Origin of the sequence: Sphingosinicella xenopeptidilytica (genome assembly GCF_042676985.1) — a bacterium.
Taxonomy (GTDB): domain Bacteria; phylum Pseudomonadota; class Alphaproteobacteria; order Sphingomonadales; family Sphingomonadaceae; genus Sphingosinicella; species Sphingosinicella xenopeptidilytica.
On sequence record NZ_JBHTIK010000005.1, the window covers coordinates 755,224 to 771,331 of the forward strand.

The window sequence follows — 16,108 nt, forward strand, 5'->3', positions numbered from 1 at the left end:
TCTACTCCCCGAATGAAAACACGTGTATTCACGATTCGCGTTTGGTGCAAATAGAATATAACGACGTTCTGTCAAACAGAACGTCGTTGGGGAGTATGTTCGATTGACAGTGAGGGCATGTCAAAATAAAAGAACATCGTTCTGTCAAAAAGAACGACCGCCTTCCGATGCGGCGGAAGGGAAGCGCGTGCGGGCCTTGCGGGCCTTCATCCGACGGACTTGGGGAGGATTTTGGTTATGAGTGAGGAGGGTCGCCCTTCCGTCGCGACGATGCGGCGCTATGCGTGGATGAACATCCTGACGGGATTTCTCGTGTGGGGCATCGCGCTCGCCGGCGTGTCGATGATGATGCCGATCATGTACGGTACGATCTCAAGCGACATGGGCTGGAGCGTCACGCAGACGACCAGCTTCATGGCCATCAAGTCGGCGGTGTCGGCGGTCGGCGGTCTCTTCGCCGGCGGCCTGATCGTGAAGTTCGGCTTGAAGCGCGTCTTCGTGCAGTCGGTCGTGGTGGTCGGCGTCGCCACCTTGCTTCTGTATTTCGTGCGCAACCTGCCCGTCTATTATCTGCTGGCGGCGCTGTCGGGCTTCGCGTCCATTCTCAGCCTCATCGCCGTGCAGGTGACGCTCGCCAAATGGTACTCGGCCAGTCTTGGCCGGATGACGGGCGTCGCGATGCTGGGCGGCGCGGCGGCGGGCGCCATCGTGCCGCTCGCTACCGCCTACGGGCTCACGCATTTCGGCTGGCACGCGACCTCGGCTTTCGCCGGCCTCGTCGTGCTCATCTTCGTCACGTCGGCCGCGATCTTCCTGTTCCGCGAAACGCCGGCCGCCTATGGCTACACGGCGGAGGAGCTTGATCCGGGTCCTGGCGGCGCCAGGGCCGCCGCGGTGGCCGCCGCCGATCCGGGGCCGGAATTCCGGGAGATCCTGAAGTCGCGGCAGTTCATCCTGCTCATCGTCGCCACCGCGCTTTCCGGCGCGATCAGCAACGGCATCAACGAATATATCCCGCTGTTCGTGGAGCGGCAGGCCAATCTCGGCGCGTACATGGCCGCGCTCGGCTTCACCATCGTCATCGTGCTGTCGGGGCTCGGCAAGATCCTGTTCGGCTGGGTGTTCGACCGGTTTTCCAGCAAGGGCGTCGCCGCCTGCTGGGCGCTGTGCGGCGTTGCCGTCCTCCTTGCCTTCCCGGTGTCGGGCTTCGCGACCTTCGTGCTGTTCACGTTCGTGCGCGGCCTCTCGCATGGCGGTGTCGTCGTGCAGGCGCCGGTGCTGGCGCGCCATCTTTACGGCGTGAAGCCGATCGCGCAGGTCATCGCCTTCCTGAACGCCTCCTTCCATCTGGGCGCGGCGGGCGGCATCTGGGCGATCGGGCTTGGCGTCGATCTCACCGGCGGCTTCACGATTCCGTTCATCGCGGTGGTGGTGACGGCGTTCGTGTGCGCGTTCATCGGCTTCGGTTTCGAGCCGAAATACTGGGCCGGCTACGCCGCGAAGCGTGCGCGTGTCTGAATCGATCGGGAGGGCGGCATGACATCCGTGGTTCCGCGACGGCTCGGCGAAGCTGCATTCGCCCGCGCGCTTGCTGCCTTCCGCTCCGTCGTCGGCAAGGACTGGGTGCTGGACGGCGACGAGGACCGGCAGGCCTATATCGATCCCTACGCGCTCGGCGACGGGCTCGATCATGATTGCTCGGCCGTCGTCGCCCCGGCCTCGGTCGAGGAGGTGCGAGCGATCGTGCGCGCCGCGAACACATTCAAGGTGCCGCTCTGGCCGGTCAGCCGCGGCAAGAACCTCGGCTACGGCGCCGCGTCGCCCACCGAGCGCGGCAACGTGATCCTCGATCTCGGCCGCATGAACCGGGTGCTCGACGTAAACGAGAAGCAGGCGCACTGTCTGATCGAACCGGGCGTCAGCTTCTTCGATCTCTACGCGCACCTCGATGCGCGGAAGAGCCGCCTGTGGATGTCCACCCCCGGCAACAGCTGGGGCAGCGTCATCGGCAACGCGCTCGATCGCGGTATCGGCTATACGCCCTACGGCGATCACTGCGAGCAGATTTGCGGTATCGAGGCGGTGCTGCCGGACGGCGATCTCCTGCGCACCGGCATGGGGGCGATGGAGGGCAGCGCGGGCTGGCACGCCTACAAATACGGCTACGGCCCGGGCTGGGACCAGATGTTCTTCCAGTCCAATTTCGGCATCGTCACCAAGGCAGGCGTCTGGCTTCAGCCCGAGCCGGAAATGACCGCGAAGATCGAGCTGGCGTTTCCGAAATTCGAAGACGCAGCATGGGCGATCGATATCCTTGCGGATCTCCGTCGCCGCGATGTCATCCAGCACAACATCGTGTTCGGCAACCCAGTTCGCGCCGCGTCGGTCGTATCGCAGCGCGCGGAATGGTACGAAGGCCCCGGCGCCATCCCGGACAAGGCGTGCGAGGCGATGATCGCGAAGCTCGGCATCGGCTGGTGGAACGCCAAGATCAACCTCTTCGGTCATGCGGCGACGGTGAAGGCCCATGTCGAACTGATCCGCGGCCTGTTCGAGCCGAGGCTCGGCCGCGAGCTGAATTTCGAACTCTGGCAGCAGGACGATCCACCCGACAGATCGGCGCGCGGCATCCCGACGACGATCGGCCTGCAGAGCGTGAACTGGTATGGTGGGCGCGGCGGGCATCTCAGCTTCGCGCCGGTGATGCCGTCCGATGGCGCGCTGATCCTCGACTATGCCCGCAAGGTGAAGGCCTATTACGAGCATGTCGGGCACGATTATTATGCCAGCTTCACGATCGGCCGACGCCACGTCAACAACGTCAGCCTGATCCTCTACGACCGCGACGATCCCGAGATGGTGGCGCGGGTGGATGCGCTCTACCGTCATCTCGTCGCCGAGGCGGCGTCGCACGGTTTCGCGGAGTATCGCGGACACATCTCCTACATGGATATCATCGCCGCCACCTACGACTTCAACAACGGCGCGCTGCGCCGGCTGAACGACAGGATCAAGGCCTGCCTCGATCCCAACAACATCATCGCGCCCGGCCGCAACGGCATCGGCACCAACCGCGCATGAGGAGAGGCAAGCCTGTGAACTTCTACGGTGGAAGGCGTGGCCGCGTGTTGCTCTCCTGTGCACTCGGCCTCGCCATCGTTGCCTGCGCGGGAAGCAGTGAGGAAGCGCCTGCGCAGACGCGGGAGCCGGCAAGGACACGCCAGTCCCAGGTGGTCCTTTTCGGGACGGCGTCGGCGGATGCCGGCGAACGCCTGTACGGCAGTAAATGCGCCTTCTGCCACGTCGGCCGGAATACCGGCGCGATCATGCTCGGCCGCCGCCTCGGCAAGGACATGGCCGAACTCCACACGCGCACCGATCTCGACGCCGACTATGTGAAGGCCGTGGTCCGCAGCGGTATCGTGAACATGCCGCCTATCTCCAGAGTCGACGTGACCGACGAGGAGTTGGGCAAGATCGCCGAGTATCTGACTCGGACGAAAAAGAAATGACTCCAAATCGCCGAACGCTGATTAAGGGTTTCGCAGCGCTACCGCTCGCGGGATTGGTGAACGGAGCGGCCGCTGCCGGCGGAATGCGTTTCGTGGTGGATATGCGGATGCCATCCGCGCCCGCGCTTGAAGCCCGCGCGCGCAGCCGGGGGTATGAGCTTGTCGATCCGCGCGGCGAAATCGTCGCGCTGTTTCTGGGGCGGGGTGCCGGCTGGCTTGCATCGGGCACGCCTCTCATCGGCCTCACCGGCTACTCGGACATGCACCTGATGCGCGATATCGCCCGGTCCGCCGGGCGATCCCTGCGCCATGTCGCGGCCCGGACCGCACCCTCCGGGCCGAGCGGATTTTTCTGGCGCGTCTGAGCGCCGGCACAAGAAGGAATCTCCTAGCGTGAACGGTTCACAGTTCGACTTCATCATTGTGGGTGCCGGCTCGGCGGGCTCCGTGCTCGCCAATCGCCTGTCGGCGGACCCGGCCTGCCGGGTTTTGCTGCTCGAAGCGGGCGGCGAGGCGAACCATCCCTATGTGCAGATGCCGCTCGGCTTCCTGCAGGCGCTGCGCAATCCCGATCTCACCTGGGCGTTCGCGTCGGAGCCTGAGGCTGCGGTCGATGGCAAGGTCTTTCCCCTGCCGCGTGGGCGGCTGCTCGGCGGTTCGTCGTCGATCAACGGCATGGTGCATTTTCGCGGGCATCCGAAGGATTTCGACGATTGGGCGGCGCTCGGCTGCGAGGGGTGGGGCTATGCCGACGTGCTGCCCTATTTCAAGCGATCCGAGGATCACTGGACGGGCGGCAACGCATGGCGCGGGAAGAGCGGACCGATAGGTGTCGCGCCGGTCGACACGTCGCGCCTGATGGCGGAGGAGGTGCGGGCGTCCGCCGCACTCTGCGGCTTCGACTATAATCCGGACGCGGACGGCGCCTCCAACGAAGGCTGCGCGGATGTCCAGATCGCGATCCGGGACGGCCGGCGCTGCGGATCGGCGCGCGCCTACCTCGACGGTATCCGTCGTCGCCCCAATCTGGTGATTGCGACGCGCTCGCTCGTGCGGCGTATCCTGTTCGAAGGCCGGCGCGCCGTGGGCATCGAGTACGAGCGCGGCGGCGCCGTTCAGGCCGCGCGCGCGGATCGTGAGGTGATCCTCAGCGCGGGCGCCTATGGCTCGCCGCAATTGCTGATGCTGTCGGGCGTCGGCGACGGCGCCGCGCTGAAGGAACACGGCATCGATGTGGTGCACGATCTCGGCGGCGTCGGGCGCAATCTTCAGGAGCATGTCCGCCTAGCGCACCAGTACGATGCAGCGCCGCCGCACAGCTTCGCGAAGGAACTCCGCTTCGATCGTGCAGCGCTTTCATTCCTTCGCTGGTATCTGATGGGCAAGGGCATGTTCGCCAACCAGATCGCCGCTGCCTGCATTCTCGCGCGCTCGGAAGAGGGGCTCGACCGGCCGGACCTGCAGATCATGGTGAGCCCGGTTCGGGTCGACGCCAACATCTGGTTCCCCGGCTTCCGCGCGGCGAAGAAGGATTGCTTCTACAATTCGATCTGCCTGCTGCGGCCGGAAAGCCGGGGCGCGCTCACCCTGCGCGACAGCGATCCCCGCTCGTCGCCGCGCATCCAGCTCAATCTCCTTCAGCATGAGAACGACTGGGCGAAGCTGAAGAAGGGGCTCGCGCTCTCGCGTCGCATCTATTCGGCGGGGCCGCTCGCCAGCTACGTCGAGCGGGAAATTCTCCCCGGCGCCGACAGGCAGAGCGACGAGCAGCTCGACGCGATGAAGGCGGAGCTTGCGGGCGTCGTGCATCATCCGGTCGGCACCTGCGCGATGGGGAGGGGGCCGGACGCCGTGGTCGATCCTTCGCTTCGCGTCCACGGGATTGAAGGGCTTCGCATCGTCGACGCCTCGATCATGCCGTTGCTGGTGGGCGCCAACACCAATGCCGCCGCCGTCATGATCGGCGAGAAGGCGGCGGACGTCATTCTGCAAAAATCGGCCTGAGGAGAGGGAAATGGCGGAAGCTGGCGAGGCGTGGAGCCCGGTGTTCGAACGCGCGCGGGCGCGGATCGCGCAGCCACACGGGCATTTCATCGGCGGGCGCTGGCAGGCGCAGGATGCGCCGCCGATCGCGGTGATCAACCCTGCCGATGAACAGTGCATCGGCGAGATCGCGGCCGGAACCGCACGCGAGATCGACGCTGCGGTCACCGCCGCGCGCGCCGCTTTCGAACGGCCGGAATGGCGCGACATGCCCGCTGCACGGCGCGAGTCCCTGCTGCTCAATCTCGCTGCGCTGATCGAGGCGGAACAGGATGAAATCGCCGCGATCGAAACGCTCGATAACGGCATGCCGTTTCCGAACGCGCGCGGCGCCGTCGGCGCTGCCATTAGCGTCATCCGCTACAATGCGGGCTGGGCGCGGCGGCTGGGCGGGGAGACCGTGCCGGTTTCGGTGCCCGGCAACTGGCACGGCTACACCACCCGCGATCCGCTCGGCGTCGCCGCGCTGATCGTGCCGTGGAACGCGCCGTTCGCGATCACCTGCGCCAAGCTGTCGGCGGCGCTCGCGGCTGGCTGCACGGTGGTCCTGAAGCCCGCCGAGCTTGCACCGATGAGCGGGCTTCGCCTCGCCGAGCTCGTCGAGGCGGCGGGCTTCCCGGCCGGCAGCGTCAATGTCGTCACCGGCCTCGGCGCGGAGGCCGGCGCGGCGCTTGTCGCGCATCCTGGCGTCGACAAGATCTCCTTCACCGGCTCCACCGAAACGGGGCAGGGCATCCTGCGGGCGAGCGTCGCCGACCTGAAGCGCGTCTCGCTCGAACTCGGCGGAAAGTCGGCATCGATCGTCTTCGCCGATGCCGATCTCGAAAAGGCCGTGCCTGCCGTCGCCATGGGCATCTTCGGCAACAGCGGGCAGGTCTGCGCCGCCGGCTCGCGCCTGTTCGTGGCCGATGCGATCTTTGACCGCTTAATGGCTGCGCTCGCCGAATTCGCGGACAGGCTGACGGTCGGCCCCGGCTGGCAGGGCGGTGTGGCGCTTGGCCCGCTGATCTCGCAGCGTCAGCGCGAGCGTGTGCTCGGCTACATCGACGCGGGCCTCCGCGAGGGCGCCAGTCTGCTCACCGGCGGCTCCGCGCCCGAGGGGGCGGGCTATTTCGTTCGCCCCACCATCTTCGTCGACGCGCGCGCCGACATGCGGATCGTGTGCGAGGAGATTTTCGGCCCCGTGCTCAGCGTGATGCGTTTCTCGGACGGGGATTTCGACGCACTGGCCTGCCGCGCCAACGACAGTATCTACGGCCTTTCCGCCTATGTCTGGACGCGCGATCTCACCGCCGCCCACGCCATGGCGAAACGGCTGCGCGCAGGATCGGTGAAGGTGAACGGCGCGGGCATGGAATTCGCACTGCCGTTCGGCGGCTTCCGACAATCCGGCCTTGGCCGCGAGAACGGCCGTGCTGGTGTCGAGGCGTTCACCGAAACCAAGGCCGTGATGATCGGTTATTGATCACGGCCACGATGATCCCGACTTCGCCGGAAGCGGCGGTCGATCTCGCCGAGCGGTTGCATAACCATTACTATGGAGTGGAGGCATTTCCACTAATATCGAATATTTCAAATTAGGAGTTGGTTTGGCGAAGGCTGGCATCGACGGCCGTTTCAGCGCCTATACTGGCAGCGGAGGCCGTGTCGGGCAATCGCTGGCTGGTTGCAACGGTCGAGAGATTAGGGCAGGCTTTATCTCAGACCCTGTAATTATTGGATAAATGATCGCCCGTTATGATTGAAGATCAACCTCCAGCCCGGCCAGCCCAAATCCGAAGGCCGCGTCAGAAGCGGAGCCAGGAGCGGTTCGAGGCGATCCTCGATGCAGCCGCGCGGGTGCTGAAGGATCGCGAGCCCGGCGATGTCAGTATTTATACGCTTGCCGAAGAGGCGGAAATGTCGCCTGCCTCGATTTACCACTTCTTTCCAGACGCGCAGCACGTCTTCGCGGCGCTGGCGGAGCGCTATTTTGGCATTTTCTCGGATGGCATGAATCCCGTCTCTGATACGCCGTTCGCGACGTGGCAGAGTCTGGTGGATTTTCGCTACGAGGCATCGCGCTGTTTCTACAATGCGAACGTCGCGGCCCGAAAGATCATCTTCGGCGCTGGAAGCAACTGGACGATACGCGCGCGCGACCTTGAGCTCGACCGCGAACTCGCATTGAGTGCCATCGCGCAAATCCGGCAATGCTTCGTCCTGCCGGAGATCCCGGGCCTCGTTGATCGCGTAACCGAGACGATCGTTCTCAATGACTCGCTTTGGGCCTTGTACAATCATCGCTACGGCTATCTTCCCGACCATGAGGAAGAATATGTTCGGCGCGCGCGCTTTGCGCATATGCGGACTTATCTGCCCGAGTTTCTGGTGCAGCGCGAGATCGAGGAATCGGATGCTGCATCCGAAGTGGTGGCTTAGGAAAATTTGAAGGTTTCGCGGTCGTCACTCGCGATCAGTCCTGCCACGCTTCCTTTTCGATTTTCGCGGGCGGCGCGTGCAGGCCGGCTACGAGCGCCATCGCGATCGCCAGCACGCCTATCGCCAGCCAGAAGGCGCCCCCGATGCCGTGATAACCGACGGCGATCCCCGCGAGCGTTGGCAACAGCGCGGCCCCCGCGAGCTGGACCGCTGCGATATAAAGAAGTGCGCGCCGGGTCGGGTCGATCTCGACGAGGAGGCCGGCAAAGGCGGGAAGCGTGAAGAGCCAGAGAAAACTGAAGGCGGCGCTCAGCGCATACAGGATGCGTATATCATGCTGCGCGTGCAGCATCAGCAATAGCACGAGAATCGCGAGCGCAGTGCTCGCGAGAATTGTAGCGCGCGGCAGCAAACGAGAGCCGAGGTGCGCGGCGACCAATGCGCCTATGATCTGTGCGGCGAGCGACAGCGCGACGGCTCTGCTTTCAAGTTCAGCCGGAAAGCCATTGTGCGAGATCCAAAGGCCGAGATATCCCCATATGCATAGTGTCGCTCCGGTGAAGGCGCCGACGGCCGCCAAGCCGACGAAGCTGCGTGGGCCGAGTTCGCCGCCGCTTTGTTTGCGTTCTGGTGGGACAAGCCGCCGAGGTGCGATCGTTGCGATGAGTGCTGCTGCCAGTCCGCAACCCGAAAGGATGGTGAGGCAGCCATCGGTGTTCGATCCTTCGAGCGCAAGGCTGGGGGCGAGCGATACGGCGACGAATTGAATGAAGGTCTGAGCGGCAAGGAAGAGACCGCTGGCGCGCTCGGGTTGCCTGCTTCGCGCGATCGCGACGAGGGCGAGAGCCATCAAAATACCTTCGATCGCGCCGGCCGCGCCGCGCGTGGCGATCAGCGCCAGATCGCCTTTGACACCTATCGTGCACGCATTGAGTGCTGCTGTGAGAAGACCGGCACTCGCGGCGACGCCATGGGCTCCGAAGCGCGCGAGCAGGCGCGTGCCGATGACGCTGCCGATAGCGATGGCCAGCAGTTCGGTCGTGACCAGTGCCCCGACGGTCGTTTCCGCGATCCGTCCTTCATGGACCATGGCACTGAGGAGAATGGGTTCGATGCCGAGCACCGTTGTTCCGAGCGACCCGATGACGATGGCGGTGCCGAGGTTCCGCCCGTTGATCGCGTGATTCTCCATGCTGCTCCCTGCCCGCTGGATGCCGGCACGCACGCTGCCCTATCTCATCTGTAAGTCAATACATATCTGATTATAAAGGTAGGAGGTGGCCAATTTTGCACATATGGCTTGACATAATAGCAAATCGAAAAAGAATAATAAGATAAATATCCATTTTAGGGATGGCGTGAGTCGGTGGGACAGGATGGAGGCGTCGGCTCTCGGCAACATCTGCGGACGTGGACGGATGCGGGGGGATGCCGCGCCGTTATCCCCTCGCGACCTCGGGTGAGCGCGTGTCGAGCCATCTTCGCGAGGTGGACCGGACACCCGGTCCAATTTGATTATGGATGGCCGCAATCTGAAGACAGGCGGCCGCTTAAAGGAGGGGAAACTGCAATGCGTAAAACGCTTCTGATGATGACCGCCTCGCTTGCCGCGATGGCTGCTCCCGCATTCGCCCAGGCTGTGCCGGCTGAGGTCGAGGCTGCTTCGCCGGAGGATGCGGAACAAGCCGGCGGCATCGGTGTCATCGTTGTGACGGCGCAGCGCCGTGCCCAGAATGTCCAGGATGTGCCGATCGCGATCGCGGCGATTGGGGGCGAAGGATTGCAGGAGGCTGGGGTTCGCGACCCGCGCGACTTGACTCTGCTTGTACCCAGCCTTTCGATGCAGGCTGGAACCGCGGCGACGACGACCTCGCTGTTCATCCGCGGTGTCGGGATCGGCGATTTCAATTCGAACACCACGGGCGCGGTCGGCGTTTATGTCGACGACGTGTTTCTTGGCGCCAACGCCGGCAAGCTGTTCAACATTTTCGACAGCGAAGGGATTGAGGTGCTGAAGGGGCCGCAGGGAACGCTCTATGGCCGCAACACGACGGCAGGCGCGATCCGGTTCAGCTCGCGCAAGCCGACCAACGAGCTGACGATGAACGCCTCTCTGCTTTATGGCCGTTTCGACGAAGTGCATCTTGAAGCGGGCGTGGGCGGCCCGATCGTGAAGGACGTGCTCAAGGTCCGGGTCGCCGGCCTCTACAATCGCCGCGACGGCACCACGCTCAACCGTGTGACCGGCAACCATGTCAACGATATCGATATCTGGGCCGCGCGCGGCATCGTTGATTTCACGCCGAGCGCTTCTGCTCTGCTGCGTCTTAGCGTCCATGGCGGGGCCAATCGCGGTGGCGCCCGGCAATTCCAGCATCGCGGCCAAGGCATCGACTTTTTCGGGAACCCGGCCTTTCTGCCTGACGGCACGCCGCTTGATGGCCTTGGTTATGCGGATACCGACGATGACATCTATGCCGGCGATTATGACATCGAAGGGCAGGAGAGGGTGGATGTGTTCGGCGCCTCGCTCACCGGTGAATTCAATATCGGCGACCTTACCCTCACGTCGATCAGCGCTTACGAGAAGGTCAACCGGTCGACGATTGAGGATACTGATACCAGCCCCAACGACATCATCAATGCGCTCTACAAAGACCGGCCCCGCCAGTTCAGCCAGGAGCTGCGCCTTGCCTCGGGCACGGGTGATCGCATTTCGTGGATCGTCGGCGGATATTATTTCCACGATAAGCTGACAACCGCCAGTTACTATGATCTGCTTCGCGATCTGCGCGATCCGACGGCGCCGATGAACGGTTTCGATCCGGCAAACTCGATCGGGCTGCTGCGCTATCCTTATGAGCAGAAGACGACCAGTCTTGCCGCCTTCGGCCAGGCCGACATCAAGCTCACCGACCGCCTGACCGCGACGCTCGGCCTGCGCTACTCGACGGACAAGATCAAATTCGATTTCAGCAGCTTCTTCGATGAGGAGGGCTTCATCGTCCCGCTCGTCGACATCAACGACAGTCGGCGTTTCAAGGATCTTTCGTGGCGCGCTGCACTTGCCTGGCAGGGCGACAATATCCTGCTCTATGCGTCTGCTTCGAAGGGGTATAACAGCGGCGGCTTCGCCGGGGGCGCCGCGACCGATCCGCTGCAGCTCCAGCCTTTCGGCTCGGAAAAGCTTTTCGCTTATGAGGCGGGCTTCAAGAGCGATCTGTTCGATCGGCGGCTTCGTTTCAATGCCTCTGCGTTCTACTACGACTATCGCGATCTTCAGGTGTTTGTGTTCGATACCAGCGCGACGGTCCCGGTGCAGCGCAAGCTCAACGCCGGTAATGCACGGATCCTCGGCTTCGAGGCGGAAGTTACCGCAAAGCCCGTGGAGCCGCTGGAACTGTTCGTCGCGGCGAGTATCCTCGACAGCGAATACAAGGATTTTAGCGGCCTCGCCGGCTCCGATTTCGACGGTAACAAGCTGGTCAACGCGCCTTCGCTCGCGCTGTCGGCGGGCGCCACTCTCACGCTGCCCGTTGGCGAGAACGGAACCGTGCGCGCGCATGTCGATACATCCTACAGCTCGAAGATCTATCTTTACCCTGACAACCTCCCCGGCAATGCGGTTGGCGAGCACGCACAGCTGAATGCCCGCCTTGCTTACAAGCCCGATGGGAAATTCGAAATCGCGCTTTGGGGGAAAAATCTGACAGGGACCAAATATCTCACGGCGCTCTTCCCGGTCATCACCCAGGATCAGCTCAACTACAATGATCCCAAGACATATGGCGTCCAGGTGTCCTTCAGCTTCTGAGGTCTGGGACAAAAGTACCGCTCCATTGGATAGCGAATTTCACGGATTGGGAAGACTCATGAGCAACGCATCAAATGACAACAAGCAGCCTGTGGCACTCGTGACGGGTGCCAGTTCGGGCCTTGGCAAGATCATGGCGAAGGCGCTGGTTGCCGACGGCTATCGTGTGTTCGGAACCTCTCGAAACCCCGGAAAGATCGTTGCTGCTCCGGGCGTCGAGTTTGTGGCGATGGATGTCGACAGCGATGCCTCGGTTGAGCAGGCGGTCGCTTCGGTCGTCGGGCAGGCGGGGCAGGTCGATCTGGTCCTGTGCAGCGCAGGCTTCGGCGTCATGGGGCCGATCGAGGATACGCCGATGGCCGATATGGTGGCGCAGTTTCAAACGAATGTCTTCGGTGTCCATCGGGTCGTGCGCGCGACGGTGCCGTACCTCCGACAGCGACCTGCCGCCAAGCTGATTGTCGTCGGTTCGCTCGCCGGCACGGTCGGTGTGCCCTATCAGGGCATGTACAGCGCTTCGAAATTCGCGCTTGAAGGGTATTGCGAAGCGCTACGGCTCGAATTGCGGGATTCGAGCGTGCGCGTGTCGCTCATCCAGCCCGGGGATTTTCCGACCGGTTTCACCTCGTCGCGGACGCTGGTCGACGAGGCCGATGTCTCTCCTGCGCATCGTGAGAAGTTTGTGCGCGCGATGGCGATTGTTGAGAACGACGAGAACAACGGCGGGGATCTTTCCCTTCTTGCCAAGGCCATCTCGAAACTCGCGGCCGATCCCACTCCACCGCTGCGCACCGTCGTGGCATCTGACGAGCAGATCGAGCTGTTCGACGCGCGGCCGACCTTCGCTCCCGACGAATGGGAAGACATGATTGCCGAGCATTTCGAGCTGGAGGCGAACTGATATCAGTGGCGCTTCCTGATACCTCCGACGCTACGGTCATCCACGACCGCCGCGTCTACTTGGGCTCTCCATAGATCGGCAGCGGCAGTTGCGCGTGTCGCGCCTTGAGCTGCAACGCGAGATAGCGGGAATAAAAGCGCGATTGGGCAAGGTTACCGCCGTGGAACCAGAGCCCCGGCTGTGCGGTCGGCTTCCACATGTTGCGGAGCTCGCCTTCCCACGGTCCGGGATCGCCCGCGACGCCCGATCCATAGCCCCAGCATTTGCCGATGCGCGCCGCGACTCCGGGTGAGATCAGCCGCGCCACCCATTCGTCCATTGATCCAAAGCCTGTCGCCATGACGATGGCGTCTGCGGCAAGATGCGAGCCGTCTGAAAGAATGAGTCCGTCCTCGACGATTTGCTTTACACCGACACCCGAACGCAGAGCGATGCGGCCGTCGATGATCATGTCGCTGGCGCCGACGTCGATATAATAGCCCGAGGCTGTGCGCTGGTATTTCATCGCCATGCCGGTTCCATCCTCGGCGAAGTCGAGTTGGAAGCCGGCGTTTTCGAGGCTCGCGTAGAAGTCGGCATCCATCGCGCGAATGCCCTGCCAAATCTGCTTGTGATATGCTTCCTGAAGACGGAGCGGCATCGAGGCGACCAGAAGATCGGCGCGTTCGGTCGTGATGCCCTGGTCGACCGCTTCCTGCGAATAGAGTGGGGCGAGGAGAACGTCCTGCATCGTTTTCTGGCGGACAATGAGCGTGCTCGATCGCTGGATCATCGTCACATGTGCACCATTCGCCACCAGATCGGCGCAGATGTCGTGCGCGCTGTTGTTCGACCCGATGACCGCCACGCGCTTGCCGTCATAGCCCTCGCCGCCTGGGTGCTGGCTCGAATGAATGAGCGTCCCACGGAAAGCCTCCGCACCCTCGAATGCGGGGATGTTCGGAAAGCCCGCGTTGCCAACAGCCATCACGAGGTGTGGCGCACGAATGGCGAGCTTCTCGCCGTGGCGCACCAGGTTGACGGTCCATTGTCGGTCCGTAGCATCATAGGATGCCGAGGTGCATTCGGTCGATGTCCAGACATCGAGCTCCATGATCCGGGCATAATCTTCGAGCCAGTCCCCCATCTTGTCCTTGGGCGTGTAGACAGGCCAATTTTCGGGGAAGGGCAGGTACGGCATATGATCGTACCAGACGGGGTCGTGGAGGGTCAGCGACTTGTATCGCGAGCGCCATTGGTCGCCGACCTTTGGATGCTTGTCGATGATGAGGCAGGGCACGCCGAGCGCCTTCAGTCTCGCGCCGAGCGCCAACCCGCCCTGACCGCCGCCGATGATGATCACGTAGGGCGGAATTTCGCGGCCCAGTTCGGCGGCTTCCTGCTGTCGCCGCTCAAGCCAGTTCCGTTTGTCGTCTGCGCGGCCGGTGCCGATGGCTCGGTGCGACCCGACGGCCTCGTCATGGCCGGTGAGGCTTTGCAGCGCGGTGAGGATGGTGAGACACACGCCGCCGTCCAGACGGACGTAGCCAGTGCCCCGACCGAAAGCGTTTTCGAAACTGATCCATCCCTCGGTGGCGCCCGGCTCGGCGCTGGTGCTCATCTCGCCGAGGTGGACGTGCGGCTGTGTCTCCAACAACATGTCGGCGATCGCGTCGGCGCCCTCGATTGTGACGAGGTTCCAGCTGATCGCCAATATGTCGCGCCACAGCGCGGCGGGTGAGAAGAGGGCGGCAAGCGTGGTGCGGTCGGTGGCACTGAGCGCAGCGGAAAAGGCCGATGTCCAGCCTTTCAGATCCGTGATGGTCATGAGGATGGTTCCAATCGACTGGTTGGAAAGCGAGAAGGGCGCGCCGCCTAGTGCGCTCGGGCCGAAAAGAGCGCGAGGACGCGCTCGTGGGGTTGGAGCGTCGGCAGTGCGGCACGGACGGAGGCGAAGGCGGAATCTGCCGCTGAGATCGTCTGGTCGATGTCCTCTTCGGTCATCGCGTCGCACAGGAACATATTGTGCCAGGGATGGAGGTAGAAGCCGTGATCGATCATTGCCGATGTCCAGGCGAAGCCGATGCGAAAATCCGGATCGCCTTCGAAGAGTATCTGCGGCATCTGTGCCGGACCGGTTTGATTGAGGGTGAAGCCGTGCCGGCGCGATACCTGGTCGAGGCCATCGCGTAGGCGCTGGCCGAGGCGAGCGGTCTTCTCGATCACCTTGCCATCGCGAATGATGTCGAGCGTTGCGAGTGCCGCGGCCATGGAGATGGCGGATTGCCAGAATGAGCCGGTTGCGAAGATCGAGTCCGCGCCTTGCTTGACGCGGTTCGATCCCATCACCGCCGAAATCGAATATCCGTTGGCAAAGCATTTGCCCCAGCAGCTGAGATCGGGCTCTACGCCGACGGTCGCCCAGCTGCAGTCGACCGCCAGGCGGAAGCCGGCGCGGACATCGTCGACGACCAGGACGGCGCCCGTCGCATCGCAGATTTCGCGGCAGCGGCGGGCGTAGTTCTGGGTCGGAAGTTCCTGATTGGCAAAGGCTTCATGCTTGAACGGCGTTGCGATGATCCCCGCAAGATCGTCGCCCGCCTCGGCCACGGCTGCTTCGAGACTGGCAATATCGTTGAAGGTGAAGGTGAGCATATGCGCCCGGTCCTCGGGCACTGTTCCGGCGGGGAAGGGGGTGCACCAGGGGGCGGCGCCATGATAGCTGCCCTCCGCGATCAATATCTTGCGTCGTCCGGTTTGCGCGCGGGCGATGGTGCGTGCGATGGTGGTCGCGTCGGTGCCGTTCTTGCAGAAGAACGCCCAGTCGGCGTGAGCGACGATCTCCACGAATTTCTCGGCGAGTTCCACTGCGAGAGGCGAGGGGCCGGTCATGACGTCGCCGCGTGCCGCCTGTGCGCTGGCCGCGGACTCGACGCGAGGATCGCGATAGCCGAGCAGGTTTGGCCCGAACGCGCACATATAGTCGAGATAGCGGTTGCCATCGGCGTCCCAGACATAGGCGCCCTCGGCCCGTTCGAAGAATTGGGGGTAGTTTGCGGGCAGCAGCGCGGTGCCCACGTGGCCAAATGCCGAGCTCGGCATGACCTTCGCCGCGCGCGCGCGCAATTCCTGATCCCTTTGACCCGACACATTTGCCTCCCTTGCAACAGTCCGCTTGTGTCGTGCCGCAGGCTCGCGTAGCGAGTCAAGGTATAAATCGATAATTATCCGAATTTATCGCAACGATCGTCGAGTCCTGCTCTAGGGTACGGAAAACGAAATTTAGTTCGAATTGATAAATATAAAGTAATTATAATAATATAATATCAAGATGGTGTGCCGTCTGGTCGGTATGGGCGATGACGTGGCAGGACTTTAATGTTAATATTTACCTGATAATTTCGATGGGTTCGGCAAACGCGCAGGCGTCGCCAGCCG

The 16,108-nt window shown here is 63.1% G+C and carries 12 protein-coding genes; 9 read left to right on the plus strand and 3 right to left on the minus strand.

The window, feature by feature from the left end:
* The first annotated feature begins 237 nt into the window (after window positions 1–237).
* From ACFQ00_RS11360 to ACFQ00_RS11390, 7 genes are all read left to right on the plus strand, one after another.
* On the plus strand, window positions 238–1,518 hold the full coding sequence (locus ACFQ00_RS11360; RefSeq protein WP_381490543.1) for an MFS transporter: 1,281 nt from the start codon (window positions 238–240) through the stop codon (window positions 1,516–1,518).
* Between the two features lie 18 nt (window positions 1,519–1,536).
* Window positions 1,537–3,081, plus strand: a complete 1,545-nt coding sequence (locus ACFQ00_RS11365) for an FAD-binding oxidoreductase (RefSeq protein ID WP_381490546.1) — start codon at window positions 1,537–1,539, stop codon at window positions 3,079–3,081.
* A gap of 14 nt (window positions 3,082–3,095) precedes the next feature.
* Complete coding sequence (locus tag ACFQ00_RS11370) at window positions 3,096–3,512, plus strand: c-type cytochrome (RefSeq protein ID WP_381490548.1); 417 nt, start codon at window positions 3,096–3,098, stop codon at window positions 3,510–3,512.
* 107 nt (window positions 3,513–3,619) lie between these two features.
* Complete coding sequence (locus tag ACFQ00_RS11375; protein WP_381490551.1) at window positions 3,620–3,877, plus strand: hypothetical protein; 258 nt, start codon at window positions 3,620–3,622, stop codon at window positions 3,875–3,877.
* 28 nt (window positions 3,878–3,905) lie between these two features.
* Window positions 3,906–5,516 carry a GMC family oxidoreductase gene (locus ACFQ00_RS11380; protein WP_381490554.1) on the plus strand — a complete coding sequence of 537 codons (1,611 nt, stop codon included), beginning with the start codon at window positions 3,906–3,908 and terminating at the stop codon, window positions 5,514–5,516.
* A 10-nt stretch (window positions 5,517–5,526) separates the two neighbouring features.
* Window positions 5,527–7,020 carry an aldehyde dehydrogenase family protein gene (locus ACFQ00_RS11385; protein WP_381490557.1) on the plus strand — a complete coding sequence of 498 codons (1,494 nt, stop codon included), beginning with the start codon at window positions 5,527–5,529 and terminating at the stop codon, window positions 7,018–7,020.
* 272 nt (window positions 7,021–7,292) lie between these two features.
* Window positions 7,293–7,976, plus strand: a complete 684-nt coding sequence (locus ACFQ00_RS11390; protein ID WP_381490560.1) for a TetR/AcrR family transcriptional regulator — start codon at window positions 7,293–7,295, stop codon at window positions 7,974–7,976.
* A gap of 34 nt (window positions 7,977–8,010) precedes the next feature.
* Here ACFQ00_RS11390 and ACFQ00_RS11395 read toward each other — a convergent pair whose 3' ends face one another.
* The gene (locus tag ACFQ00_RS11395) at window positions 8,011–9,201 is read right to left on the minus strand and encodes an MFS transporter (protein ID WP_381490562.1); all 1,191 of its coding nucleotides are present in this window, start codon (window positions 9,199–9,201) and stop codon (window positions 8,011–8,013) included.
* A 345-nt stretch (window positions 9,202–9,546) separates the two neighbouring features.
* On the opposite strand from ACFQ00_RS11395, the gene ACFQ00_RS11400 reads away from it, so the two are divergent.
* Window positions 9,547–11,790, plus strand: a complete 2,244-nt coding sequence (locus tag ACFQ00_RS11400) for a TonB-dependent receptor (protein WP_381490565.1) — start codon at window positions 9,547–9,549, stop codon at window positions 11,788–11,790.
* 25 nt (window positions 11,791–11,815) lie between these two features.
* The gene (locus ACFQ00_RS11405) at window positions 11,816–12,691 is read left to right on the plus strand and encodes an SDR family oxidoreductase (protein ID WP_381490568.1); all 876 of its coding nucleotides are present in this window, start codon (window positions 11,816–11,818) and stop codon (window positions 12,689–12,691) included.
* A 55-nt stretch (window positions 12,692–12,746) separates the two neighbouring features.
* Here the strand turns inward: ACFQ00_RS11405 and ACFQ00_RS11410 are convergent, their stop codons facing one another.
* Together ACFQ00_RS11410 and ACFQ00_RS11415 are read right to left on the minus strand one after the other, a co-directional pair.
* Window positions 12,747–14,498 carry a flavin-containing monooxygenase gene (locus ACFQ00_RS11410; protein ID WP_381490571.1) on the minus strand — a complete coding sequence of 584 codons (1,752 nt, stop codon included), beginning with the start codon at window positions 14,496–14,498 and terminating at the stop codon, window positions 12,747–12,749.
* Between the two features lie 47 nt (window positions 14,499–14,545).
* Window positions 14,546–15,796, minus strand: coding sequence for an aminotransferase class III-fold pyridoxal phosphate-dependent enzyme (locus tag ACFQ00_RS11415; protein WP_381490574.1), 1,251 nt, complete (start codon window positions 15,794–15,796; stop codon window positions 14,546–14,548).
* Between the last annotated feature and the right edge of the window lie 312 nt (window positions 15,797–16,108).